This is a genomic window from Verrucomicrobiota bacterium (assembly GCA_039192515.1).
Taxonomy (GTDB): Bacteria; Verrucomicrobiota; Verrucomicrobiia; order Methylacidiphilales; family JBCCWR01; genus JBCCWR01.
On record JBCCXA010000012.1, the window covers coordinates 62,490 to 88,842 of the forward strand.

General features: G+C 40.3%; 24 protein-coding genes. 18 read left to right on the plus strand and 6 right to left on the minus strand.

All coding sequences use genetic code 11. The annotated features are described in order from the left end of the window. Nucleotides 1–29: 29 nt before the first annotated feature. Nucleotides 30–752, plus strand: a complete 723-nt coding sequence (locus AAGA18_07190; GenBank protein ID MEM9445122.1) for a YggS family pyridoxal phosphate-dependent enzyme — start codon at nt 30–32, stop codon at nt 750–752. Nucleotides 753–754: 2 nt separating this feature from the next. Next, nucleotides 755–1,939, plus strand: coding sequence for an NAD(P)/FAD-dependent oxidoreductase (locus tag AAGA18_07195; protein MEM9445123.1), 1,185 nt, complete (start codon nt 755–757; stop codon nt 1,937–1,939). Here the strand turns inward: AAGA18_07195 and AAGA18_07200 are convergent. After that, nucleotides 1,915–2,445 (minus strand): type II secretion system protein GspG, encoded by a 531-nt coding sequence (locus tag AAGA18_07200; protein MEM9445124.1) that lies wholly within the window; start codon nt 2,443–2,445, stop codon nt 1,915–1,917. The genes AAGA18_07195 and AAGA18_07200 overlap by 25 nt on opposite strands. Before the next feature lie 28 nt (nt 2,446–2,473). Here AAGA18_07200 and argA point away from each other — a divergent pair, with 28 nt between their 5' ends. Beyond that, nucleotides 2,474–3,757: an amino-acid N-acetyltransferase gene (argA, locus tag AAGA18_07205; protein ID MEM9445125.1), complete on the plus strand. Its 1,284-nt coding sequence runs from the start codon at nt 2,474–2,476 to the stop codon at nt 3,755–3,757. Nucleotides 3,758–3,959: 202 nt separating this feature from the next. Here the strand turns inward: argA and AAGA18_07210 are convergent, their stop codons facing one another. Together AAGA18_07210 and AAGA18_07215 are read right to left on the minus strand one after the other, a co-directional pair. Continuing rightward, nucleotides 3,960–4,685: a uracil-DNA glycosylase family protein gene (locus tag AAGA18_07210; GenBank protein ID MEM9445126.1), complete on the minus strand. Its 726-nt coding sequence runs from the start codon at nt 4,683–4,685 to the stop codon at nt 3,960–3,962. A 12-nt stretch (nt 4,686–4,697) separates the two neighbouring features. After that, nucleotides 4,698–5,099 (minus strand): hypothetical protein, encoded by a 402-nt coding sequence (locus tag AAGA18_07215; protein ID MEM9445127.1) that lies wholly within the window; start codon nt 5,097–5,099, stop codon nt 4,698–4,700. Nucleotides 5,100–5,263: 164 nt separating this feature from the next. On the opposite strand from AAGA18_07215, the gene AAGA18_07220 reads away from it, so the two are divergent. The 4 genes from AAGA18_07220 (at nt 5,264) to AAGA18_07235 (ending at nt 11,041) form a co-directional block, all read left to right on the plus strand. Then, nucleotides 5,264–6,670 carry a circularly permuted type 2 ATP-grasp protein gene (locus AAGA18_07220; GenBank protein ID MEM9445128.1) on the plus strand — a complete coding sequence of 469 codons (1,407 nt, stop codon included), beginning with the start codon at nt 5,264–5,266 and terminating at the stop codon, nt 6,668–6,670. 8 nt (nt 6,671–6,678) lie between these two features. Next, nucleotides 6,679–7,695, plus strand: a complete 1,017-nt coding sequence (locus AAGA18_07225; GenBank protein MEM9445129.1) for an alpha-E domain-containing protein — start codon at nt 6,679–6,681, stop codon at nt 7,693–7,695. A gap of 37 nt (nt 7,696–7,732) precedes the next feature. Next, entirely contained in the window at nt 7,733–8,584 is an 852-nt protein-coding gene (locus AAGA18_07230) for a transglutaminase family protein (protein MEM9445130.1), read from the plus strand. Between the two features lie 516 nt (nt 8,585–9,100). Continuing rightward, a complete protein-coding gene (locus AAGA18_07235) occupies nt 9,101–11,041 on the plus strand; it encodes a hypothetical protein (GenBank protein ID MEM9445131.1) in 1,941 nt (646 codons plus the stop codon). Nucleotides 11,042–11,124: 83 nt separating this feature from the next. On the opposite strand, the gene AAGA18_07240 is transcribed toward AAGA18_07235, so the two are convergent. Beyond that, nucleotides 11,125–11,568: a BLUF domain-containing protein gene (locus AAGA18_07240; GenBank protein MEM9445132.1), complete on the minus strand. Its 444-nt coding sequence runs from the start codon at nt 11,566–11,568 to the stop codon at nt 11,125–11,127. 182 nt (nt 11,569–11,750) lie between these two features. On the opposite strand from AAGA18_07240, the gene AAGA18_07245 reads away from it, so the two are divergent. The 10 genes from AAGA18_07245 to AAGA18_07290 are packed head-to-tail and all read left to right on the plus strand — an operon-like array spanning nt 11,751 to nt 22,875. Then, nucleotides 11,751–12,116 carry a response regulator gene (locus AAGA18_07245; protein MEM9445133.1) on the plus strand — a complete coding sequence of 122 codons (366 nt, stop codon included), beginning with the start codon at nt 11,751–11,753 and terminating at the stop codon, nt 12,114–12,116. A gap of 45 nt (nt 12,117–12,161) precedes the next feature. After that, entirely contained in the window at nt 12,162–14,564 is a 2,403-nt protein-coding gene (locus AAGA18_07250; GenBank protein ID MEM9445134.1) for a chemotaxis protein CheA, read from the plus strand. A gap of 12 nt (nt 14,565–14,576) precedes the next feature. Next, entirely contained in the window at nt 14,577–15,008 is a 432-nt protein-coding gene (locus AAGA18_07255; GenBank protein ID MEM9445135.1) for a chemotaxis protein CheW, read from the plus strand. A 32-nt stretch (nt 15,009–15,040) separates the two neighbouring features. Next, nucleotides 15,041–15,397: a hypothetical protein gene (locus AAGA18_07260; GenBank protein MEM9445136.1), complete on the plus strand. Its 357-nt coding sequence runs from the start codon at nt 15,041–15,043 to the stop codon at nt 15,395–15,397. A 9-nt stretch (nt 15,398–15,406) separates the two neighbouring features. Then, entirely contained in the window at nt 15,407–17,704 is a 2,298-nt protein-coding gene (locus tag AAGA18_07265) for a methyl-accepting chemotaxis protein (protein ID MEM9445137.1), read from the plus strand. A gap of 39 nt (nt 17,705–17,743) precedes the next feature. Further along, entirely contained in the window at nt 17,744–18,946 is a 1,203-nt protein-coding gene (gene hemA / locus AAGA18_07270; GenBank protein MEM9445138.1) for a glutamyl-tRNA reductase, read from the plus strand. 12 nt (nt 18,947–18,958) lie between these two features. Then, the gene (locus AAGA18_07275; GenBank protein ID MEM9445139.1) at nt 18,959–20,509 is read left to right on the plus strand and encodes an AarF/UbiB family protein; all 1,551 of its coding nucleotides are present in this window, start codon (nt 18,959–18,961) and stop codon (nt 20,507–20,509) included. 34 nt (nt 20,510–20,543) lie between these two features. After that, nucleotides 20,544–20,906, plus strand: a complete 363-nt coding sequence (locus tag AAGA18_07280) for a response regulator (GenBank protein MEM9445140.1) — start codon at nt 20,544–20,546, stop codon at nt 20,904–20,906. Nucleotides 20,907–20,915: 9 nt separating this feature from the next. After that, nucleotides 20,916–22,001, plus strand: coding sequence for a chemotaxis response regulator protein-glutamate methylesterase (locus AAGA18_07285; protein MEM9445141.1), 1,086 nt, complete (start codon nt 20,916–20,918; stop codon nt 21,999–22,001). A 25-nt stretch (nt 22,002–22,026) separates the two neighbouring features. Beyond that, on the plus strand, nt 22,027–22,875 hold the full coding sequence (locus AAGA18_07290) for a protein-glutamate O-methyltransferase CheR (GenBank protein ID MEM9445142.1): 849 nt from the start codon (nt 22,027–22,029) through the stop codon (nt 22,873–22,875). Between the two features lie 72 nt (nt 22,876–22,947). Here the strand turns inward: AAGA18_07290 and AAGA18_07295 are convergent, their stop codons facing one another. Together AAGA18_07295 and AAGA18_07300 are read right to left on the minus strand one after the other, a co-directional pair. Then, entirely contained in the window at nt 22,948–23,289 is a 342-nt protein-coding gene (locus AAGA18_07295; protein MEM9445143.1) for a hypothetical protein, read from the minus strand. Nucleotides 23,290–23,309: 20 nt separating this feature from the next. After that, the gene (locus AAGA18_07300; protein MEM9445144.1) at nt 23,310–24,875 is read right to left on the minus strand and encodes a response regulator; all 1,566 of its coding nucleotides are present in this window, start codon (nt 24,873–24,875) and stop codon (nt 23,310–23,312) included. Between the two features lie 169 nt (nt 24,876–25,044). Here AAGA18_07300 and hisD point away from each other — a divergent pair, with 169 nt between their 5' ends. Beyond that, nucleotides 25,045–26,343: a histidinol dehydrogenase gene (gene hisD / locus AAGA18_07305; protein ID MEM9445145.1), complete on the plus strand. Its 1,299-nt coding sequence runs from the start codon at nt 25,045–25,047 to the stop codon at nt 26,341–26,343. Nucleotides 26,344–26,353: the final 10 nt, after the last annotated feature.

Here is a 26,353-nt window from a genome sequence, read left to right on the forward strand (position 1 = left end):
TTAATGTCAACCAATCTTAAACTTACCTTATGAATGATGCTCAAAGATCTGATGCCGAGCTTGCTAAAACGATTTATAATCGTTATGAGTCAACCAAAAACAAAATGGCACATGCGGCAAAAAAGGTGGGTAGAGACATAAGCCAAATTCAATTAATAGCTGCGTCCAAGGTGCAAAATCCTGAAAGCTTACGCGAGCTAATAGATGCAGGGCACACCGTATTTGGGGAAAATCGTTTTCAAGAAGGCAGAGCTAAAATACCGCTACTACCAAGCCTATGTGTATGGCATTTTATCGGTGGACTGCAGAGAAACAAGGTCAAAGACATTGTAAAGCTCTTCGAGTGGATTCATTCGGTAGATTCTCAGCTCTTGTTGGATGAAGTAGATAAGCGCGCTGCTACGATTGGTAAAATACAAAAAATTTTACTGGAGGTAAATATTGCAGATGAAGCGAGCAAACATGGAGCTAGCCCCTATGAAGTCAAAAACTTGGTAATCCATGCCAATCAATTAGCAAATGTAGAAGTAAACGGGTTGATGACTGTGGCACCTTTTTATGATGATCTAGAAGAGGTTAGGCCTTTTTTTAAACAGTTAGCGGATTTAAAGAAAGAGGTTGAGCTAGAGACGGGTTCGATTTTGCCACATCTTTCAATGGGCATGACTCATGATTTTGAAATAGCCATTGAAGAGGGTGCCACGATGGTGCGAGTAGGGACAGGCCTATTTGGGCCTAGGAGAGCGAAGTAGTCTTGAGAAAAGCTCTCTATAGGGTGGATGTTGTAGTCGTGGGCGCTGGTGGTGCCGGACTGATGTGTGCCATGACTGCAGCTAAAAGGGGGAAGAAGGTGGCATTACTTGAGCATAATGACCGAATAGGAAAAAAAATTCTCATATCTGGTGGAGGTCGCTGCAATTTTACCAATATACATACGACTCCCGAAAACTATCTTTCAGAAAACCCGAATTTTTGTAAGTCAGCACTGGCCAACTATAGTCCTTGGGACTTTATTGATCTCGTTGAAGAATATAAGATTACTTATCATGAAAAGAAACTGGGGCAACAATTTTGCGATAAAAGCTCTCGTCAAATTGTTGAAATGTTGTCAACAGAATGCATATCGAATGGAGTAGATATCTTCTTACAGTGCGAAATCCTGTCCATTAAAAAAACAGAAGTTTTCAAAGTTCTTTCTTCAAAGGGTGTTTTTGAGGCTCATTCGCTAGTAGTCGCGACAGGTGGGTTATCTTTTAAAAATTTGGGAGCTACAAGTTTTGGTTATGATTTAGCAAAGCAATTTGAACTGAAAGTCCTACCAACCCGACCAGCTTTAGTTCCATTGGTGTTGGGGGAGAAGCCTATGAAGCATTTCAAAGAATTAAGTGGAGTTTCTTTTGAAGCTACGGTTAGGTGTGGAAAGAAAGCGGCTTTTAGAGAAAATGTCCTTATGACACACCGGGGGCTTAGTGGTCCAGCTATCTTGCAAATATCATCTTATTGGAAGGAGGGTCAGCAACTGTCTATGGACCTACTTTCAGATGGATCTTCAACACTGTTTATTGAGCAGCAATCTGACCATGATATGGATGTTCATAAACTAGTAGCCAATAAACTCTGTAAACGGTTAGCTAAAGCTTGGTGTGACATGCATGGCTTTCAAGGAAAGCTCAACCGTATGCCGATAGAGCGTAAAAATCGTTTTTTTGAACTCCTGCAAGATTGGCAGATGGTTCCTGTAGAAACGGAAGGCTATAAAAAAGCTGAGGTTACTCGAGGTGGGCTTGATACCTATGAGCTTTCTTCAAAGACAATGGAGTGTAAAAAAATTAGCGGCCTCTATTTCATAGGTGAAGTGGTTGATGTTACGGGTTGGTTAGGTGGCTACAATTTTCAATGGGCTTGGTCCAGTGGCTATGCCGCTGGAAATGCTGTATAAAAAAGATTACTACCAGTTTCCCATATCGTCTTTCGTGTTATCCACCTATCTGGGCCTCTAGAGTAAAGATGGTAGCTTTCAGAATTATACCTTCCGGGAAATCTATATTGATACTTTTCTCTCCAAGAATCCATCGGAGTTTGTTTCAGCATTTTATTCCAGCTAGAGGAGTTTTTATTCTTAAGTACAGTTTCCACCTGTTTTGGGGGGCTGCTATTTTTCACTTTACAAAGGCCAATAACCGCTGAGACGCTTTCAGAATCAGCTTCCATTCTCATGTCACGGACCGGATTCAATAAATCAATCATTTTTATAGCAAAGGCACTTAGAACCATAATAATGGTGAGCACAATCATGATTTCTACGAGGGTAAAAGCTATGTTATTTTTTGCAGGAGTAGAGTCTAGTTTAAGCGTATCAATCAGATACCATGAATAAATGACTGGTTCAGTGGAGCTTTCAAAGAAGCTAAAGTTTTTTCCAGGCTGTATAAATTTGCTTTGGATTGTTTTGCGGGATAGTTAAGGTAATGACATGCAGCCATCGGACTTAAGAGGTATATTAAGTTATATTACGCGGTTTCGTGATCAGACTTTTATTCTAAGTATTGATAGTAAGGTAGTAACCGATGAAAATTTTTCTAACTTACTAATAGACACAACAGTCCTGCGCAGTCTGAATATTAAGATTGTTCTAGTTTATGGTATAGGGCACCAAGTGACCACACTAGCTGAGAAAGCGGGAATTAAATCATCTAATGTGGATGCTAGAGGAGCGACAGACAGAGCAACCTTAGATATTTCCATCCAAGCGGCTAACCAGGTTGCTAATGACATCATGAGTAAACTCAGCGAAGTGAATCAACGTGCAGCAATCACCAACGCCATTGTTGCGCATCCTTATGGGATAAAGGATGGAGTGGACTTATTAAACACTGGGAAAGTAGAGAAAGTAGACGTGGATTTTATTATTCATCTGCTTGATTCAAGCGTGATAGCTATTGTCCCACCGATAGGTTACGATCGCATGGGACAAACATACCGAGTTAATTCAGATGGAGTGGCTTTAGAAGTAGCAGAAGCTTTACGGGCTGGAAAACTAATGTTTGTTACAACCAGTAATGGAGTCAAAAGCGCTGGGAAGCTAGCTGCACAGTTTTCTGTTAATGAGGTCGAGACTTTCCTCAAACAAAACAAAAAGGAGGTAAGTGATGATCTCTACTGGAAATTAGAGCATGGAATGAGGGCCTGCCGTAATGGAGTGAGCAGAGTTCATATTATTGATGGAACAAAAGATGATTCATTATTAAGTGAAATTTTCTCAAACGAGGGCATAGGAACAATGGTGTATGCCAATGACTATGAAGCGATTAGGCGAGCGCAAAAGAAAGATGCTCGGGCTATTCTGCGTATTATCAAGGATTCTGTTTATTTACAAGAACTTCTTCCGAGAGGCAAAGATGAATTAGAAAGGCAGTACGAAAATTGGTATCTATTTGAAATTGACCGGAATATTCTTGGTTGTGTCATGCTTCATGTATTTGATGACGATTCCACTTTAGCTGAAATGGGTTCTTTATTTGTTTCCCATGCCCATGAGAATCAAGGTATTGGCAAAAAGCTTTTAAATTTTGCTGAAATGAAGGCTCGCGACCTTGGCGTGGAGCGTTTATTAGCTCTCTCTACTCAGGCCGTCAATTACCTCAAGCAAAAGGGAGGCTACTTAGAGGGAGGTGTGGATTTATTGCCCCAAAGGCGTCGGGAAAGTTACCTGCAAAGCAAACGGAATTCTAAGATTTTGTATAAAGATTTGAAATAGCTTCAGTAACCAAATTGAGGCTGCGCGCGGTTGATCGCTTCGCCTTCGCTTACTCACAGTAGTTGAGCTCAGAAGATGTGACTGATATATCTTCGTCGATTCTGTCTTCTTTTAGGGCCTTAGTGTTAATTCATGGCGTTCAATCCCTACTACATAGCCCAGATCTAATGCATAATAGTGCGTATACCTTTATTTATGAAGCTTAATTCTTCCATATCTCCTGGGCAAGAAGTTGTTTTGTGGCTGCTTGCACCCATCCCCTGTTAGCAGCAGGGCTGGCGGGGCTAGGGTGCAAGATTTTTCCATGCTTGATATCAATGCCGCTAAGGGCCTCAGATGCTCTCTTTTGGGCAAAACCACCTACACCCACAATCCATTCCGGTTGCAAGATTTCGATACAAGTTCTGAGGTGGTTATCACATGCTTGGTAGAGGGGCGCTGATTCTCTAACAGGTAGTTTGTCTGGAGTTCGATTTTTAGAAGTGTGTTCCATAAAAACGAGTGGGCAGTAATTAAGGACAAAATGATCTTCGAAAAATGTTTCAGCCTTTGGAAATTTTTTAGCAAAAAGCCCCCAAAGCCTTTGACCACTAACTTCAGAACGGGTGGTAGAAAATCCCTCAATGGGTCTCTTGGCATGCTCGTTCTTGGGTTTATTGACTTGTTCATTAATCTTCATCCATTGACTAACTGCTTGGATTTCACCGAATGGTACGCCTGTTTGAGCCATTCCCCAGGGGCCTGGATTCATGCCTAGAAAAACGACCTTCTTTTGTGATGAGGCAAAGCGCTCAATATAAGTTTGGTGTGGCTTCCAGGCATAATTCAGCGGATTATAAACATGAGTAACAGGTTCTGCAAAGTGGAGTGCATCAACTACATTAGATAAATCCAGAGCAGCTTGGATCATTAACTGGGTTTGTGACATCATATTAAGTGGCTATTCGTTACGCAAATCTTCATACCAATAGATACCATCAAACAGATAGGTGTATGAAATCAATTCGGATTCTTGAGGTGTATATTTTTGAGCAGTGATTATTAAGAGACCTTTTTCTTGTCCAATAAACTTGGTCATGAGTAGTTGAAATCCTGATTCCTGCTGCCGGACTTGCATAGGCGCAAGGAGCTGGAAGGAGTCCGGCCAGGTGCGAGGCGGGATCACAAAAGCGCCAGGAGTGATGTTCTCTTTTAGAATGGTTGCTTCAGCTAGGAGTTTTTCACTTCCAATGTTTTTAACAAGTTCTATGGCACTATCTTTAGATTGCGAAGTGCAGCTAATCCACAAAAATATGATCGTGCAGAGTGGGAGAAGATGTTCTCGTTGTCTCTTAAAATTCATGGAATTCCCTAAGACAACGTTCTGTGCTGAGACTGCTGCGAATGCAACTCTAAAGTTTTTTTGCAAAATACAGCAAGTGGCTTACTATTTGCTGCATTACCGAGCAATTAGAAATTAAGACCGTGCTTTTTGATCGTTACCACACAGATGGCTTTTTTGATGAAATGTTCACTTCTAAAGATGAGGGCGGGATTCGACCCCACTATAAGAAGTTATTAGAACGCTTCAAAGATCTCACAAAAGAAGACTATGAACAGAAGCAACAAGCTATAGATTTAGCCTTTTTGCGGCTTGGAGTTACTTTCACGGTTTATGGTGATGATGAAGGAACTGAGCGCATTTTTCCATTCGACTTAATACCTCGTATCATTCCTGCAAATGAGTGGGATTTGTTAGAGAAAGGCCTTGAACAGCGTATTCTGGCACTGAATATGTTTTTGCAGGATATTTATCACGAGCAGAGGATCATAAAAGATGGGGTTATCCCAGCAAGTTACATCCTTTCGGCCAAACATTTTCGTCGGGAATTTATGAATGTCGATGTTCCTCGGGATATTTACATCCATATTTGTGGAACGGATCTTATAAGGGATGATAAAGGGGATTACTATGTTCTTGAAGATAATGCACGCTGTCCTTCAGGTGTTTCTTATGTGATGGAAAACCGCGAAGCGATGAAAAGGGCATTTCCCAATTTCTTCGAAGCAGCCGGGATTCGGCCTATCGATTCTTACGCAAATAACTTGCTCGAAACCTTACAGCACATAGCTCCTAGAAAATGTAAAGGCGATCCTACTGTTGTTGTGCTGACACCTGGTGTTTACAATAGTGCATATTTTGAGCATTGCTTTCTAGCTAGAGCTATGGGGGTGGAAATCGTAGAGGGGCATGATCTCTTGGTTAGAGATTCTAAGGTTTACATGCGCACAACGCGAGGTCTTAAGAAAGTAGATGTTATCTATAGAAGGTTGGATGATGATTTCATGGACCCTTGTGTTTTCCGAAGAGACTCTGTTTTGGGGGTGCCTGGCATCATCAATGCATACCGCATGGGTCATGTGAGTTTAGCGAATTCAATTGGAACAGGTGTTGCAGATGATAAGGTAGTTTATTATTTTGTGCCGAAAATGATTAAGTTCTATCTAGATCAGGAACCTATTCTTCCCAATGTGCCCACTTACCTGGCTTCTGAAAAAGAGGATTATAAGTATATCATGGATAATCTTCCTAGACTTGTGGTCAAGGCAGCTAACGAGTCTGGTGGATATGGCGTTATGATCGGTCCCCAATCAAGTCGCTCTAAGATCAAGGAGTTTCGTCATATGATTGAAAAAGATCCGAGAAACTTTATTGCACAGCCAACTTTGTCGCTTTCCCGTCATCCAAGTTATTGTGGTGGCAAGATGGAGGGCAGGCATATTGATTTAAGACCATTCATTTTATGTGGCAAGGACGTTTCTATTATACCTGGGGGACTCACTCGTGTGGCCTTGAAGAAAGGTTCATTAGTCGTTAACTCTTCTCAGGGTGGTGGCAGTAAAGATACTTGGGTTTTACGGGAGAATCAATAGGGATTGACATGTTATCACGTGTTGCAGATTCGTTATTCTGGATAAGTCGGTACCTTGAGCGTGCGGAGAATATTTCTCGCATCGTGGATGTAAATCTTCAACTTATGCTTGATTTTCAAACGCTAGATGATGAATCACTAAAGGCTCATTGGGAACCCATCTTACAAAGCACAGCCGGAGAAGATTTATTCCATAAGCTCTATAAAAAGTGTAACAGTAAAACAGTTACAGAATTTCTTACCTTCCAGCAAAAGAACCCTAATTCCATTGTTAGGTGTTTATATGATGCTCGTGAAAATGCTCGTATGGTTAGAGATCAGATATCAACAGATATGTGGGAGGAAGTAAATAAGACCTATCTATTTATGAGATCCAAGGAGGCAAAAAAGCTTTGGTCAAATGAACCGTATGATTTTTATCGGCGCATTCGTATGAATTCTTTGGTGATACAGGGGATTATAGACGCAACAGTTCAGCAGGATGAAGGAAGAGAGTTTTTACAAGTAGGTAAATATTTAGAACGAGCCGATAAGACGACAAGAATCTTGGATGTCAAATATCACATTTTACTACCCAGTGTAGATGATGTTGGGGGAGCAATTGATAAGGTTCAGTGGGGTGCTATTTTACGTTCAGCCAGTGCCTATGATGCCTATAAAAAAATCTATGTATCAGATGTTGTTCCGTGGAAGGTGGCGGAATTGCTGATTCTTTCAGAGGAATGTCCCAGGTCTATTCGCTATTGTATGAAGATGTTAGACCTTTCGCTACGCAATATTTCGGGAACAGGTAAAGCTAGTTTTTCAAACTCTGCGGAGAAGCTTACAGGGCGCTTACTTTCGGAACTTAACTACAGCAGCATTGAGGATATTTTCAAGGAAGGGCTGCATGAATATTTGGATCAGCTACAAGATAAGTTTAATAAAATTGGAAAAGAGATTTTTAAAACTTATATCTTTACCCCGATGCCTTCTCTTGATGAAGAAATCGATGTGCAGTTCCAACAGCAGCAACAGCAACAATAAGTAAAAGTGAGCTTTTGAAAGATTTAAGAATTGTTTCATGAAGCTTCATATCAAACATGAAACTCGTTATCAATACGAGAACCCTGTAAAAGAACGGTATAGTGAGCTGAGGCTAAAGCCGAAATCGATCGGGATACAAAACTGCTTAGACTTTCAGCTTAGGCTTGTGCCCGAGAGTCAAGTTAGTCACTATTTGGACTTCTACTTAAATGATGTCCATTTCTTCGATATTTCCATTCCACATATAGAGCATGAAGTTGTTCTTGAAGCGGTAGTAGAACTACAAGAGTATCAAGCATTACCAAGACCAGAATCAGCTATCATATGGGATCACTTAGGCGAGTGTGCTACCAATGAAGCTTGTTACGATTTTTTGGGGACGAGTCCATTAGTGAATCTTAATGTATCAGTGTGGCGCTTGGCCCAAGATATATCTCTTAGCCGACAAGACCTATGGGAAGATGTGGAGTCTATCAGCCATTTTGTTTATGAGTACTTGACCTATGACCAATCCGCAACGACGGTAAATACCAGGGTCGATGATGTCATTGAGTGCAAGGCAGGTGTTTGCCAGGATTTTGCTCATGTCATGGTTGGAATTTGCAGGAGCTTGAATATTCCAGCGCGTTATGTAAGCGGGTATTTATATCAAGGAAATCAGGATATAAAAGCTCGGGGAACGGAAGCCTCCCATGCGTGGGTAGAGGCGTATTTGCCAAATTTTGGCTGGAGGGCTTTTGACCCAACGAATGATCGCGTAGTGGACGATCATTATGTCACGATAGCTGTGGGCCGAGATTATTCTGATGTAGCACCAGTTAAGGGTACTTATAAGGGAGTATCAGCGGAGTCAATGGAAGTTAGTGTTCAAGTTAATGAGACTACTTAATCTAGGCATCTGATTTCTAGATATCCGTTGACTTAGTCGAGTAGTCCTCCGGTTACTATTATTAACCCAGGATAATGTCGTATAAGTTGAACCGGATGCCTAAAGGCTTGAGCCACAAGGAAAAAAGAGTCGGCGAAGATCTATCAATCATATCATCCGAGCTTAGTTCTTATAAGCAATCGAAGGCGAAGTTATCAAGTCTAAGGAGCTCCAATCCGGATAGAGCTGAGACATGGATCTCAAAAAGATGATACCTTGAGAGGAGCTTTATATTTCTTGGGGCCAAGATCTTGCACAGATCTTCAAGCCTCTATGATATCATTTAGGTTAAAACGAGTTTATGTGCTTGCAATTCTTGTCGAAGTTTATGGCATCTATCATTGACACGGTATCTAAAATACATTTGTGGTCATTATTTGAGGGTTTTAATCTAAAAAGGCCTCAAGCAATAATTCTTTGATTCCGATATCATAATCATACAAAACGGTTTGGAGTATTCGAGCCACAGAAAGATTTATGCTCAGAAATTTTCTAGGACAAACGCATGAAGAAGCTAACAGGGTAAGTAACATCCTCGATGAATTAAAGAGTAAAGCTGGCCTACCTAATTTGCTAAAACTCAAAAAGAAATCTGGTGGCTTGAAAATAGAAGAGCTTAGAGAGGTTTCTCAAGAGCTATCCAATATACTCGGGCAATCGCACCGTGAGCTTGCCTCTTTAAAAGATTTACCCAGAGTCATTGAAGGACAAGTACAGGAAGTGGGCAAGTATCTGGAACAAATGGACCTTCAAGGCAAAAAGCTTGTTAGCGACAGTGATATGCTACTTAAGCTTTCTGTTGGTAGTACCGCTGGGGAAACATCTTTTGAAAAAGCTATAGAAGAAGTAAGTGGGCCTTTAGAATTTTTGCAACGAGCTAAAGATGAAGATGCTAAGCTTCTTGCTTTACTTACCTCCAATCTTGAGTCAATCGGCCGTATGTTTACTTCTGAGAAAAATCTTGGGCGAACCATGAGACCTCTGAAATATTTACAGACCATGTTCAAGATTGAGTCATCTGCCTTAGATGAAAACGTTCAGGACGTTTTTTTAGGACTTACTAAAGATATTGAAAAGCTGCATGTTCAAGTTGCTGACATTTTTAGCAGTAAATTTAGGGAATTGGAAGAAGCTAAGTGCACGCTCAATGAAGTTACAGATAAGTTTGCACAAGAGATGAAAGCTTGTCACAAAAAGGCAGATGAACGTAGAACGCAAATATACTCTTCTCTGGAAGTTCTCAAAGCGGACTTTAAAACTAATAAGCAACGTGATGCAAAAGTTACTCAGTTTAGTAAGGACGTGTGTCTATCCATTGGACATGTTGTCATCGGTTTACAATTTCAGGATATCGTATCCCAAAAAATTGAGCATGTTCTTTCGGTGTTAAATCAAATAGAAGCTCATTCTTCAGAACTTCAGGACATCACAAATGAAAAAGAACTTGTTCTGCATTTACAAACTATCTATCAGCAAGCAACTGTGCAAGTTGGGCAGTTAGAGAATGTTCAGCAGGATCTATTAAACGCCGAAGATCAGATTAAAAACGGCTTAGACAATGTCATAAGATGCACCAAGAAGGCTGATCAAGAATGTTTTCAGATGTCAGATTACGAGAGAGTGAACTCTGGTGTAGATGGCATGGTTCAAGTTTTACTTGATGCTTATGTAGATGTTAGAAACATCTTTCATCAGTTTACCATACTAACTGAAGATGTTTATGTAAAACTTCGACCACTCAGCAGCATGGCTTCAGGGCTAAATGAACGAATAAGGACCTTATCTGCTGAAATTCATTTGATTGCACTTAACTCACAGGTTCAAGCCGTGCGTGTTCAAGGTGGTATGGGCTTGGAGACATTAGCTTCGAATACATGTAAAATATCGGTTGATACCTTAGAGATAAGTCGCTCGGTTTCATTAGAGCTTGATTCCCTCATTAGCGAAATGTCTAAATGCGTGGCCTCCTGTGATGCCGTCTATAGCGAGGCGAAAGGCATTTATGATACCATTCAATCGAAAGGAAAATCTACTGAAGGGGAGCTTCATGCTTATCGAGATCAAACTATTCAAGTCATTATTGATCTCGGGATGTCTATAGATTCAATTGAAACTCAATCAAGCGATGCATTAGCCTTAGTTGATTTTCAATCACCAATGAGTCAGTATCTGCTCGACCCATTAAATTTTGCTAGAAAAATCAGAGATGCTGCAGGGAAGCAAATTGATAAATTAGGTGTGGAGCGCTGGCAAGATGGTGATCAGGTAACCTATGAGCTAGCTGACCGTTATACTATGAATTCTGAGCGAACGGTTCATCAACAAGTGGCATCTAGAGAATCTGGGCTCAATCATCAACTATTCTCTGACTCTATTGGAGCTGACAATCAGTCCCTTGGTGATGTTGAACTATTTTAAACCCGGATAATTGGATAAAGTAACTCGCGAGGTATGTTAGTGACTGGTATACCTTACTGAGTTATTGTTGAATAAAAGAGGTTCTAATCTGAGGTATGTCCAGCCAAGTAATAAGCATCTAGTAAAATAGATTGAGCTACGATTGGGTTCATGGGAATAAGCACACCTTTTCGGTCAATATCAGCGTACTTTTCCGAGAACATTAAACGATGTGATGGGCTAAGTTCTTCGAAATTTAGAGCTTGCATGAACCACCTTTTAAAAAGCTGTTTCTCTATTAAGTCGTAGCTAATTATTTTGACCTGACAGTGTCTTTTATCTTGCGAAATTCTATTGTAGAGGGCGTTAACAGGCTCAATAGGCCCTTCTAATACTTGTAAGAAGCTATCACCCGATAAGGCAAGCATACCAGTGATATGCTGGCGCGAGTTATTTTTTGCTGCTGTTTCAGCTAATTTTTTAAGATCTTTTACATCAAAGAATTCACTGCTTGCACGGCTTTTATAAACTAATCGGCATTGGTTCATAAGTAAATTTTAAATCAACTCCGTTTAATAAAATCGTCATATTTTTTTAAAAATGAATGCTAAATATTGGAAATAATTATTTTAATCGCTTTGCAATGATAACAAGATTATCTATCAAAATCTCCTAAAGCATTTACTAGCAATGGACGAATTTAAAATTGGAATAATAGGAACCCAAATACATGCCCGGTAGAATAATGACTGTTGATGATGCCTCAGCAATGAGACAAATGATTTCTTTCACTCTAAAATCAGCTGGTTATGAGGTCATCGAGGCAAGTGATGGGAAAGATGCACTAAGGCAATTACAGGGCAGGGCTGTGGACCTTGTTATTACGGATATCAATATGCCAAATATGAATGGTATAGAATTAACACGCCAGCTTAGAAGGCAACCGCTTTCACAAAAAACTCCCATACTCATTCTCACTACTGAAGCTGAGCCCGGTAAGAAAATGGAAGGTAAATCCGCAGGAGCGACAGGTTGGATTGTTAAGCCTTTTAATCAAAGCCAGCTTGTTGAAATCGTTAAAAAAGTGCTTGGTTAGTCAGTCATTTTCCGTTTTTAAAGGTGCAGGCAATCAGAGTAAGTCATGAACGAAGACATACAAAAAAGACTTATTGGCGAATTTATTCAAGAAAGTCTTGAGGCAATAGAAAGCTTTGACCATGCATTGCTTGAGTTAGAGAGTGGAGAAAACACAGGCGACGATGAAATTCTAAATACAATTTTTAGGAATATTCATACAATCAAAGGCACTAGTGGATGTTTAGGGTTAAGTAAAATAGAGTCTGTCGCTCATGTAGGAGAAAGCCTATTGTCCAAAGTTCGTGACGGCGAAATTAAAATTGAGCAGGGCTTAATCACCTTACTCTTATCTTTTTCAGATGCACTGAATGCTATGCTAAAAAGCTTACAGGACTCTGGCAATGAAGGGGTCCAAGACTATCATGAATTAGTTCGTAAACTACATGAGCGTCAAGAGCAAAGTGAGTTAGCTGAATCACCAAAAATCGAACAAAAGGAGATCGAGGTAACGAGTTCTAAAGCCTGCTTTGGATTGTTTGAGGAAGAGGATCAAGAACATGGAAATGAGATAGAATCCAAGCAATGTTTTGGGCTTTTCGCTGATGAGGATGAGTCTGAAGAGGAAAATAATTCAAAGCTAACTAGTCCTGCAGATCCTGATGCTGATAGGGCTAAGAATTCTGGAAGATTTCCAGCACCTAACTCACAGACCAAGGGGCAAGATTTCAAGCAGCCTGAAGTTAAACAATCAGAGGCACAAGATCAGAGAGAGGGTTTAGTTACCGTTAAGGAAAAGGCTATTCGGGTTGATGTCAACCAATTGGATAAATTGATGAACTTAGTAGGCGAGTTAGTTTTAGCACGCAACCAAATTGTCCAATATGCAGGTAATATGGAAGATAACGCATTATTAGCTGCTTCTCAGAGACTCAATCTCATTACCACTGAGTTACAAGAAGGAGTAATGAAAACGAGAATGCAACCCATAGGTAATGTATGGGCTAAGTTTCCTAGGGTGGTAAGAGACGTTTGTTTAGAATTAGGTAAGAAAGTGAAACTGGATATGGTTGGTAAAGAAACTGACTTAGACAGGACCCTCATTGAGGCAATTAAAGATCCATTAACCCATATTGTTCGAAATGCTATTGACCACGGTATTGAGATGCCAGAAGAGAGAGTCAAAGCTGGTAAAACCGAAGAAGGTATTCTCTTGTTAAGAGCCTACCATGAAGGTGGTCAAGTCAATATTGAGATTGTTGATGATGGTGGTGGTATCAACGTGGAGCGTGTCAAAGCTAAGGCAATTGAGAAAGGCTTGATTAGTTCCGAAGAAGCTTCACGCATGGGAGAACGAGACGTCTATGGCTTGATTTTTTCTCCTGGTTTTTCAACAGCTCCTAAAGTCACAAATCTATCAGGACGTGGTGTAGGAATGGATGTTGTGAAAACAAATATCGAAAAAATTGGTGGATCTATTGATATCAAGAGTGAAATAGGTCAAGGAACTATCTTGAAGCTTAAAATACCGCTAACACTCGCTATAATTCCTGCTTTAATTGTGACAGTAGGTGATGAGCGTTTTGCTATACCCCAAGTTAATTTATTAGAGCTAGTCTACTTAGAGGGTGAGGAGATGGAAAAGTCAATCGAGTATATTGACGGAACTCCTATTTGCAGGCTTCGAGGTAAATTGCTCCCTTTAGTATTTTTAAGTAAAGAATTGCAAGTTGAAGGTAGCGATGGCGAAAAGCCCAAAGACGATCAGCAAATAAGTATTGTGGTATTACAAGCCGACGATAAATCATTTGGCTTAGTTGTAGATCAAATTAATGATACGGAAGAAATAGTCGTCAAACCACTTAGTAAGCAGCTAAAGAATTTATCATTCTTCGCAGGCGCTACCATTATGGGCGATGGCAAGGTTGCACTGATATTGGATGTCATGGGACTGGCTCAACATTCTCATGTGATTTCGGAAGTGAGGAGTCAATCAAGCTATGATGAACGAGATGAAGATCAAGATACTGGAAGTGACAAAGAGACTTTATTACTCTTCGGTGCTGGAAGCAACCAAAGTTTAGCGATTCCTCTCTCTTTAGTGGATCGTTTAGAAGAATTTGACGAACGGGATATTGAATACAGTGGACGACAAGAAGTTATTCAGTATCGAGGACAAATTCTCCCTCTAATCAGAGTTGAAAATTTTATTGATGGAACAAATGCAACTACCCAAGAGACAAAAAATAATGATTCTATGCAAGTAGTTGTTTATTCTGAGCAAAATAGAAGCGTGGGGTTAGTTGTTGGTCAAATAAAAGATATTGTAGAGGAAAGTCTGACGGTAAAAAAGGAAAGCTCTGCTCATGGTTTAACAGGTTCTGCAGTGATCCAAGAATCCGTTACCGACTTTCTAGATGTTAAAGGAATTATCCAAGAAGCCGATCCTAGTTTTTTTGAAAATCTTTAAAACGAGATTTATATGCAGAGTGAAAAACAATTTTGTACGTTCTTTTTAAAGGACCTTTTTTTTGGTGTTGAGGTGATTAATGTGCAGGAGGTTTTGAAATATCAAGAAATGACCAGAGTTCCTCTATCTGATGAAGTCATTAAAGGCCTAATAAACTTGCGTGGTCAGATTGTAACCGCCATAGATTTACGTCGTAAGCTGGATATTGAACCATTATCTGCAGATAAACTGCCCATGAATGTTGTATTAAAAACCGAGAGTGGAGCAGTCAGTTTGCTTGTAGATGAAATTGGAGACGTCTTAGAAGTTAGTGAAGAAAGTTTTGAACTGCCACCTGAGACATTACAAGGCAACATTAGAGAGTTGGTGAATGGAGTCTATAAGTTGAAAGATCAGTTGTTACTTAGCTTAAATACTGAAAAAGCCGTTAATGTTTGCACCTAGATATGCCGAACTGAGATATTAGACAGTCGCCCATGTTACATATTATTTCAACCGTCGTTATCTTGTTAATTGCAGCAGGAATCTATTACCGCAAGAATTTGAAGCTTCATTACAAAATAATGGGGGCTGCATTTGTTTTGGATGTTGCTTTAGTGCTATATATTGAGTTCACTCGTCATGCTGTGGAGCAGGCTATTAATCCAGTAGGCGCACTATTGATGTTCCATATCATCGTATCAGTGTTAGTTTTAGTGGCTTATCTGGTTCAATTTGAGCTAGGCCGGAGAATTTTAAAAGGCATGGTAGCAACCAAAAGTCTTCACATTCAAATAGGGATTACTTTTGTTTCCCTACGTCTGGCGAATTATATCACCAGTTTCATGATCTAAATTACAAGCATGTCCGAAGAATTTCCAACGACTGACCAGAAAAAAAGCCTCTATGATCGCTTAGGAGGAAATTCAGCTATCGAATCAACGGTGATTCGTCTATATGAGAGAATTCTTGAAGATGAGTTACTTGCACCTTTTTTTGAGAATGTTGATGTCAATGAACTAATGGATCAACAAAAAGTTTACTTGGCAAAGGTTCTGGGAGGCCCCCTGCTCAGTGACGCTCAGCCCATGAAAGAGGTCCATGAGAGTTTAAACATTGATACTAAGCATATGGCCAAAGTCACTCAACACTTGGAGGAAACTCTTCAATGGCTTGAGACTGATAATGATACTATTAATGAAGTGATTAAAGCAGTAAGTGATTCTTCCAGCGAAATGATCAAAGAAAAGGAAACAGAACTTACCCCGGTAAATCGAGTCCAAAAAAGTGATTCCAATGAAAACGAGTTGGAGAATGAGGAAAAACCCATGGAAAAACACATGACAGAAAATGGCAACCGCTTGTCTGCTGAAGTAAGAGAATCAGAATCAAATGGCGCGGTAGATCAAGAAAGAATTCTAAGACGTGATCTCAAAGAAGCTAATAGCAATACCAGGGCAGTTCTTGATGTCGTTGAAAGGCTTGCACAAGCAGAAACGGAAACAGAAGCAGCTAAAATTGTGCTTGATACGGTGCGTAAGGGCTTTGGTTGGGCTTACGCCTCTTATTGGAAGGTGGATGAAAAAGAGAATGTGCTCAAGTTTTCCGTAGAATCAGGCCAAGTGAATGAAGAATTTCGTCTCGTTACTCAAACAGCTACTTTTTCCGAAGGAAAGGGTTTGTCGGGAAGAGCTTGGAGGACTAGAGATCTATATTTCACCCTAGATATGGGTAGTATGGAAGACTGTTGTCGTGCACCCATCGCTAAGAAAGCGGGTGTAAAATCTGGCCTTTGCTTTCCAATTATTTTGAATAACAAAGTCTATGGAACCATGGATTTTTTTGCCTTGGAAACCTTGACTTTATCAGATGAGCGCATGGATGCCTTGCGCAGAGTAGGCTTTATTATATCTGCTGCACTAGAAAGCCTTGAGAGAAAAGCGGAGATGGCAAGAGTGAAGTGCATGATGGACAATGCTCCAATTAATATTATGTCTACTGACTTAGATCTAAATATTAATTACTTGAATCCTGCATCAGTCAGGACATTAACGCAGATACAAAATTTACTGCCAGTGCCTGTGGATAAATTAATGGGCCAATGTATTGATATTTTTCATAAGGACCCATCTCATCAAAGAAAGATTTTAGCTGATCCTGCCAATTTACCGTTAAATGCAAAAATTAAGTTAGGCCCGGAGACACTGGATTTAAATGTAAGCGCTGTTTTGGATAATAAGGGTAATTATGTAGGGCCTATGGTGACGTGGTCAGTGATCACAGATAAACTTATTCTAGAAAAGAGAAAGCAAGAAATGGCCGAAGGCTTAAGGGAAACTTTGAACACTGTATCAAATAACGCGCAGTCCTTGGCATCAGCATCTGAGGAACTTTCTTCGACAAGCCAGCATATGAAATCGAATGCCGAGGAAACGGCTAACCAAGCCAATGTGGTTTCCATCTCCTCAGATGAAGTAAGTAAAAATGTAGCAACTGTTGCTGCGAGTGCAGAAGAGATGAGTGTCTCTGTTTCCGAAATCGCCAAGAATGCTACAGATGCTGCCAAAGTGGCAACACAGGCAGTAGCGGTCGCCAACGAAACGAATAAGACTGTGAACAAGTTGGGTGAGAGTAGTATTGAGATTGGTAAAGTTATTAAGGTTATCACTTCCATTGCACAACAGACAAATCTATTGGCACTAAATGCAACAATTGAGGCAGCTCGAGCGGGTGAGGCAGGTAAAGGCTTTGCGGTAGTCGCCAATGAGGTTAAAGAGTTAGCAAAGCAAACAGCGACAGCTACTGAGGATATCAGCGGAAAAATTGGCACCATTCAATCTGATACTCAGGGTGCAGTAGAAGCTATCAATCAGATAGGATCTATCATCAATCAAATTAATGATATTCAAAATACTATAGCTAGCGCTGTAGAGGAGCAAACAGCGACAACCAATGAGATAGCAAGAAATGCTTCTGAAGCTGCCAAAGGCAGCGAAGATATTAATAAAAATATCGCATCCGTTTCTGAGGCTGCACAGAGCACTCAAGAAGGAGCTGGTAGCACTTTGAAGGCTGCAAAAGAGTTAGCCCAACTATCTGAAGAACTTAACCGTGTAGTAGAAGAAGAGAAAGCGCGTGCAGCAGAGAACGAGAAGAAATAATCCAATTGTTTTCAGACCTTTAAAATAGATGAGCTTGAGATGCCTGCAGCGCCCACAATCCATCTCCTAGGGATCAGCTATCATAGAGCTCCGGCGGAGGTTAGGGAGTCGATGACTTTCAATCAGCACGCAATTTATCAATTTTTATCTCTTTCGAGGGAGCGTTTTCCTGGAGCCGAGGTTGTGATTTTATCAACCTGCAATAGAACAGAGTTCTACTTAACACTAGGGGAGAATAGTAAAATTTCAGATTGGCTGGCTCTTATTCGTGAATTTAGGCCACATGCCCCGGCTATTCATGAGACATGTTATCGATATCATTATGAGAGTGGGGAAGCTTTTAATCATTTAGCGAAAGTGGCAAGTGGACTAGACTCATCTGTGCTAGGAGACTCTCACATATTAGGGCAAGTCAAGAAAGCCTTTGCTTATGCCAGTGAACAAGGAGCATGTGGAAAGTGGTTAAATGAGTTGTTCAAGCGCACCATACGAGTTGTTAAAAAAGCTAGGGCTCAGACGGATATAGGCTACGGAGCCGCTAGTGTAGGTTCAGCTTTAGCAGAAATGATTGCCGAACAAGAGAGGTTGGCAAAGTTAGGGAGCTCAAGAATTCTCGTGATAGGTGCTGGTAGCACTGCTAGAGATATTGGCAGGCATCTTGCCAAAAGTAAATCGAGAGAGCTTATCTTTATGAATAGAACTTGGGATCGAGCTGTCAATCTAGCTCAAGAGTGTGGAGGATGTGCCAATGTGATTGAGCAGTTAGAATCTGTAGCAAGTGATGTGGATATCATTGTTACGGCTACCAGTTGTCCTAGACCGATTTTGCGAAAGGAAGTTTTGGGCAAACTAGTAAATCATAAGCATCATCTCATTCTATTTGATGCAAGCATGCCTAGAAATATTGAGTCAGGTTCTGGTTTGAAAGTCATTACCATAGACAGCATTCGAGCAAAACAGTCATACGCATTAGAACGACGTCAACATGCAGTACACGAAGTAGAGAGATTAATAGCATTAAGTTTAGTTGAATGGCAGAAATGGTTGTCTTGCCAACCTCAGGAAGAGGCTATTAAAGAGCTCTATTTATCAGTTGATTCTTTCAGCGAAAAGTTAGCCGACCGTTTTTTACATACGATTTCTGAAGAAGAAACAATGTATGAGATTCATAAAGAGCTGAAAAATTTCTTACATGCACACGTAAGACGTCTGAGGGAATTACATTTTTCGTCACAAGGTTAGATGACAAGTTTCGTGAAACCAGCACTTAATCGCTCAATGGAACTAGGGAAGCTTTTTGTGGAGAGCGTGCATGCTGCCCGTTACAGAGATCGTCCTCAATCAGAAATTTATAAAGACCGAGTGATAAGCCGGTTAGGACTTATGCATGGTTTACCACAGAAAATTGGTCAGATATTATCATTTTCAGAGTTGAAAGATGGCGGAGTTGCCTTTTCTAGATTAAATGAATATGAAGCTACTATGTCACTTAGTCTTGTAGAAGAGCAATTCTTCAAGTCCTTTCAAAAAGAGTTTAAAGATGTCTTTGAGTGGGTAGATAGTGATGGGATCTCAGCATCAATTGGTCAAGTCCACAAAGCATGCTTACTAGGTGGTAAGGTTGTCGCCCTGAAATGCCAATACCCAGAGATACATGATGCAATTCACACAGATCTTAAGGCTTTAGGTTGGCTTACAAAACCAGTGGGTGGGCTAGATAAGGGCTTTGACTTACAAGCATATAAAAGAGAAATCGGCTACCATATAGAACAGGAGTTGGATTACCACCATGAAGCCGAGCAGCAACTTAAAATGCAGCATCTTGTCCAGTCCTTGGGTAATCGTGTTATGGTGCCGAAGGTTATCAGTGAATGGAGCAGCAGTTCTTTCCTGACCACTGAATGGTTAGAGGGTCAGGCTTTTACAAAAGTTCATGATTGGGAGCGTCAAGATAAAGAGGCGTTAGCAGAAGTGCTTTTGGAGTTATTTTTAACCAGCTTTTTAGAATGGGGCTACATTCATGGGGATCCTCATCCAGGTAATTACCGCTTCATCAAAGCAACGGATAGCGTCCGAGTGGGTCTACTCGACTTCGGTTGTACAAAGAATGTAAGCAGTGAGACCCGGCAAGCTTTGATCCATCTTATTGATATGCATATTGAAACTAACAGAATAAATCAAGAAGCTGTTTGGAATGCATTGCTTCTGCTAGGATTTAACGCTGATCTATTAGCTCCACTGAAAGATCGAATGGTTCTTGTTAGTGAGATATTATTTGAACCCTTTAAAGTAAAAGGTTCTTATCAGGTTACTAAATGGAATTTGAGTAGTCGCTTATCCGAAGTGCTTGGAGAACATCGCATGACCTTTCGAACGGCTGGTCCTCCAGAGATGATATATGTTGTCCGAGCTTACCAAGGCCTCATTCAGTATTTAAAGGCTTTAAATGTAACTGTTTCTTGGCAACTGATTTACCAAAAAGTCCGCGATAATATCCGCTTGGGAAAGCTGAATTTGGGTCGAGATACTATAAAGGAGGAAGTGAGCTCAGTCTCTGAGATGAAATCAGAACTATTACGAATAAGAGTTTCAGAAGGCCCCATTACAAAAGTAGATCTTACCTTTAATGCACGAGCTGTTGATAACTTGGAAGACCTGGTTCCTGAAGAATTTAAGGATAGATTGGAAAAGCACACTATTGATTTGAATCAAGTGATCCAAGATACTCAAAAAAGTTATTACGCTCCTGGTGATCTTATTCAAATTCTCGATAATCAAAAGAAAGTAAGAATTTGGTTAGAATAAAACTTCAATGAAGTGAAAGGTATCTTTTATGCGAATGCTCATCATAGATGATTCAAAGACAATGAGAAACTTCCTAGCAATCATTGCTGAGGAATGTGAGTTTAAAACAGATCAAGCTAAGGATGGTCAGGATGCACTGGAAGTCTTAGGTAGCCGTGATCCATTTGATATAGCTTTAGTTGATTGGGATATGCCGCGAATGAATGGTCTAGATTTTGTGAAAGCAGTTCGAGCTAAATCCGAGTATAACGAAATGAAGATGATGATGGTTACTACGCATACAGCTATTGATGAGGTTGCGGAAGCCCTAACAGAGGGTGCTAATGATTTCCTTATGAAGCCTCTTACAAAAGAGATGTTGCAAGATAAATTAAAGTTACTCGGCTTCAACTTCTAAGCTATCACTATGTCCTCCATAAGAGTACTTGTTGTCGATGACGCTGTGGTTATGCAGCAGATATTGACTGAAGTCTTGGGAAGTGATCCAGATATCACGGTTAGTGGAGCTGTTCCCAATGGGAGACTAGCTTTGATGCAAATTCCGCGGGTAAAACCGGACATAGTTACCTTAGATATTGAAATGCCTGAGATGGATGGGCTAGAGACTCTCAAAGAGATCCGTAAACATTATCCTAAACTTCCTGTTATTATGCTTAGCGCACTGACCGAGAAAGGCGGGGAAACCACGCTTAATGCACTTGCCAGTGGCGCAAGTGACTACGTCACAAAGCCCGAGAAAGTAAATAATATTATGGAGTGCATCGAAAGGTTGACGACTGAGTTGATTCCTAAAATTAAGACTTTATGTTCCAGTGTACCAGCAAAAAATCTTCCTACAATTTCTTCAAAAGCAAGAAGCCTGGTTAGTTCTAGGCTAAACACTTGCTCTATTAAAGGTTTATCTATCCCTAGAATAGTAGCTATTGGTTCTTCGACTGGTGGACCTAATGCCCTTGCTCAGATTTTTAAGACCATGCCTCAAAATATAGAGGTGCCTATTGTTATAGTGCAGCATATGCCTCCCATGTTTACTAAAATTTTGGCAGAACGCTTGGACGGAGAGTCCAAGTTTAGTATTAAAGAAGCTGAGGATGGAGAGAAACTTTTGCCTAATCATGCTTATCTAGCACCTGGTGGGTTTCACATGGGCTTAAAAAATAGTGGTAGTGATGTTTTCATAGCATTAAATCAGAATCCTCAAGAGAATTCGTGCCGCCCTGCAGTTGATGTTCTGTTCAGGGATGTTGCTAGAATATTTGGACAGAATGTTCTGGGAGTTGTTTTGACAGGTATGGGTCAGGATGGTTTATGCGGTTCTGAAGTGATCTGTGAGAACGGTGGAAAAATTATTGTTCAAGATAAGGAAACAAGTGTCGTATGGGGTATGCCGGGATGCATAGCGGAGGCTAATTTAGCAGACAATATTATTTCTATAGACAAAGTTAATGAAGAAATTTTAAAGCGCCTAAAATGGAGGGAAATGGTAGCATGAGCAATGGATTGGGAATCGAGAAGCTATGCGTGTAAGTGCGGAAGATTTTCATTATGTTCAAGGCCTTATTCAGCACTTGGCGGCTATTGCTTTAGAGCCTGGTAAGGAGTACTTGGTTGAGACAAGACTTACTCCTTTGGTTGAGAAGGAAGGTATGTCAACTATTCAAGAATTAGTAAACGTTCTAAGATCTTCAACTTGTCCCCAAGAGCTAAAAGATAAAGTTGTCGATGCCATGACAACCAATGAGACTTCGTTCTTTAGGGATATTCATCCCTTTGATACTTTAAGAACGGATATCATGCCAGATATCATTAAGCGCCAGGCTGATATCAAAACACTTCATATATGGTGTGCAGCTTGCTCAACTGGTCAGGAACCCTATACTATTTCTATGGTTCTCCACGAACATTTCCCGGAGATTGTTAAAGACTGGAATGTGCAAATTTTAGCTACAGATATTTCTAATCGAGTACTCTCCCAGGCAGAGAGTGGAAGGTTTGGTCAGTTAGAGGTAAATAGAGGCCTCCCTGCTATTTACCTTATTAAATATTTTTCCAAAGATAAAGATGGTGCTTGGGTGGTCAAAGATGAGGTGCGTCGCTTGATTAAATTTGAAAAAGTTAATTTGATAAAGCCTTGGGGCTATTTACCCACTTTTGATGTTATTTTTATTAGGAATGTTTTGATTTACTTTGATGTAGATACTAAACGCGGAATCCTAAATAATATTTGTAGACAACTCCATCCTGATGGTTATTTATTTATGGGCACCTCAGAAAGCGTATTGCATATCAGTAATGTTTTGAAACCTAATCATGTTGGTCACAGCACAGTCTTTCGTAAGATATTAGCTGGGGCAGAGTTTACCTAGTAGTTTAGCTTGATAAAATAGTGCCATAGCCTATTCATTTACAAATCTGGGTGATAATGATTTGGAGTCAAGTCAATGGGGGTTTCCAACTTTCCTGACTTTTATCTCTTTTCCCAAGAAATTTATTTTCTTTAGGACTCTGTCAACATGTATGCTAGAGACTAGTATTTCTATCTCAGCGTCTAAAGATTTTGCAAATTTGATTAATGAAATAATGAGGTTTAGCCCGGTAGAATCGATTAATTTTGTTTGTATGAGATTAATTTTTAATGAGCACCATTTTTCTGACATACCTCTGATTCTTTTAAGGGTGTCTTCAATAGGTTCGATTTTTTCAATAACATTATTTGAACTTAAATCGCCTTGAAAAAATAAGCTCAAAGATTTTTTTTCTGAATCAAATTGGAGTTCCATATTTATTCCTCAATTATTCATTAAATACTAAATATAAGCCTAGTGTGTGCTCCATTATTTAAGCTTTTAAATTCGTCTGCTAAGGCATTTACCAGAGATAGTCCTAACGATTGATGTTCATTGCTTTCCATGTCTATTTCAATGGCATCAGAAAATTCAAAATCATGTCCAGCACCCTCATCATTAATAAGAATCTTTAGGAGGCTATTTTCGTAGTTATAGGAAATCTGAATTCTAAAATTTTTGTCTGCTTTGCCTTGGCATCCATGTTCAAAAGCGTTTATAGCTAATTCTCTAATACACAGTAGGATGTCTAGCAGTTTATCTTCTTTAATTGTAGGAATTGCTAACCTAATGCTCTGATTCCAGACTTCTTGTATTTCGTCAATTTTATTCCCCCTATCACCCTCATGTGTTTCTGATAGAATAGGAATATAGACGTTGTCACTATTGAAAAGGGATATAGGAATACTAATCCTCAGCAAAGAGATATCGTCAGGTGGGTTCTTTAAATAGGGTGAATCCAAGGCTTGTTCTTTGCAGTAAAGTAAATGGTAGGCCATGGCAAAAGGGTCGACTCCTGAGGACAAGGCTAAATCCTCAATACCGTCACTCCATAAAAGCAAAGAGCTGCCTTTATCTAGGTCTAGTTCAAAAGTTTCTAACTCAAGCTCATCAAACCATCCTAAAGGACAGCTACCTTCCTTTGTGATAACCATTTCATTGCCATCAGGTTTACAAAATTTTATAGAAGGTAAACCACTATTGATAACCGTCGCTTTAAAATCGCAATTATTTTTGTGCTCAATTAAAATAGCTGTTAGACATAAAGAGGTCGTTACTGTTGGTAAATCTGCTTGGTTACCAAGTTGTTTGCCCCATTCTCTCAATAGGTAGGTGTTAAAATACTTGATAATATCTAGAATATCTGAACCATTTTCTAGCATGCCTCTTAGGATCCCCCTGAAGAAGGTAGAGATAAATCCCGCCTTTAGATCATGTCCTGAAACATCAATTAGAATGATGATGGTTTCCTGCTCCGAGATTGGGAAAAATGTCATAGCATCTCCGCCAATTTCATTTTTCGGATGATTAAAAAGTTCTATATCAAAGGGTAGATCTTCTGGAATATTTTCTACCAAATAGCGCTGGAACTCGTTGATTTCAGCTAAGGCCTCTTGTTTGGCAAAAGCAGACCTCTTACTGTCTGTAATTTCTATAGCTTTGGAAACTGAGTTGAGCAACGAATGAACTTGAGGGGGTTTTCTGAGAAAATCGACTGCACCACCTTTGAATACTTTTCGAACTGTAGCGGATTCATTGTCGCTAGTCATCATGATTGTAGCCAGTTCAGGAATGTTTGTTTTGGTCCATTTGATGAGTTCGTATCCGTCAATATCCGCCATATGGTTGTCAGTTATGACACAATCATAGGGTTCAGTTTCATAATTTGATAGGATATTGATAGCTTCACGCCCAGAAGAAGCCTCAGACGTTAGGTATTTATGTTTTCCTAGCATCAGATGTAAAATTTCGCGTACGACCTTATCATCGTCCACAATGAGGACTTTGTTCTGTTTCTGCATGATCTGCTAAAGGTGTTTCATCCCAATAGAAAGATCGGCCTAAAGAAATGAAGTATGAGGACAAGGCGTAATAAAATCTCTTCTGAGCTAGAGATTAGGATCTTGAGTAAAACTTTCTTTGTTTTCTGAAATCACGTGCTAGCTTCCCATTCCTAGAATCATTTAATTAGTGAAGACGCTTAACTACAAAGATTACAATTTCAAGAGTGAACTCTCATTTCTTGACAGGAGGCCTATTCCCTCCACAAAGCTGGCGCGCACGGTTAGCACGATTATTCGTAAGGTTTTAAAGGGAGGGGATCGGGCATTGGTTGATATCTGCAATCAATTCAGTGAAGAAGAGTTGGAGGTCTCGGATATCGAAGTAAAAAGTCGTCCATCCAAACCGAGCGCCAAAATTAGAAAGGCTCTTGAGGAAGCCCATCAAAATATTGTGCGTTTTTCCAGAAGCCAGTTGCCCAAGAAATGGATAGGTAAAAATACTCAGGGAGCAGAAGTGGGTGAAATTTATAAACCTCTGGAGCGAGTCGGTATTTATGTGCCAGGAGGTACAGCTCCTCTGGTATCTACAGCTTTGATGACAGTTGCTATTGCAAAAGTAGCGGGTGTGAAGCAAATCGTAGTTTGCTCTCCAGGACCTATCGATCCTGTGATGCACTATGCCATTATGATGTCGGGTGCAAACGAGGTGTATCAAGTGGGTGGAGCTCAGGCGATTGCTGCCCTAGCGTATGGGACTGAACAAATAAAGCCTGTACTGAAAGTCTTTGGTCCCGGGAATGCTTATGTAGTGGAAGCGAAGCGTCAGGTTTTTGGCATAGTGGGAGTAGACCTTATCCCAGGCCCCAGTGAAATAGCTGTAGTAGCTGATGAAACGGCAAACCCCGCTTTTGTGGCTTCGGACCTTCTAGCTCAGGCTGAACACGGACCGGGCAGTTCTATTTACATGATGACTCCCAGTCTTTCCTTTCTGGAAGCGGTGCAGTTAGAGGTTCAAAAGCAATTGACCGCGCTTTCTCGAAAAGAATATCTAAATGAGACCCTACATAAGGGTTGCTACCTTATTTTAACCAGAAATCTTAGCCAAGCTTTGGAAATAGCGGATCAAATTGCTCCCGAGCACTTATCTCTCGTTTGCAGAAAGGCGGATAAATGGGTGAGCAAGATCTCAAATGCTGGAGCTATTTTCATAGGGCATTATTCTCCAGTGGCTCTAGGAGATTATATGGCTGGACCTAGCCACACCTTACCAACAGGTGGAGCAGGAAAAGCTTTTCCCGGTCTCATGGTGGAACAGTTTATGAAACGCACCAGTATTGTTTCTTACAACGAAAGAGCTCTTGAAAAATCCTGGAAAACCTTAGACACGCTTACTTCACTCGAACAAATGGATGCACACAAAGCCTCTGTTAAAATTAGGATGAAAGCTAAGGCTAATAAAAGGCCCAGCGGTCAGGCCAAAAAATGAAAGTATAACA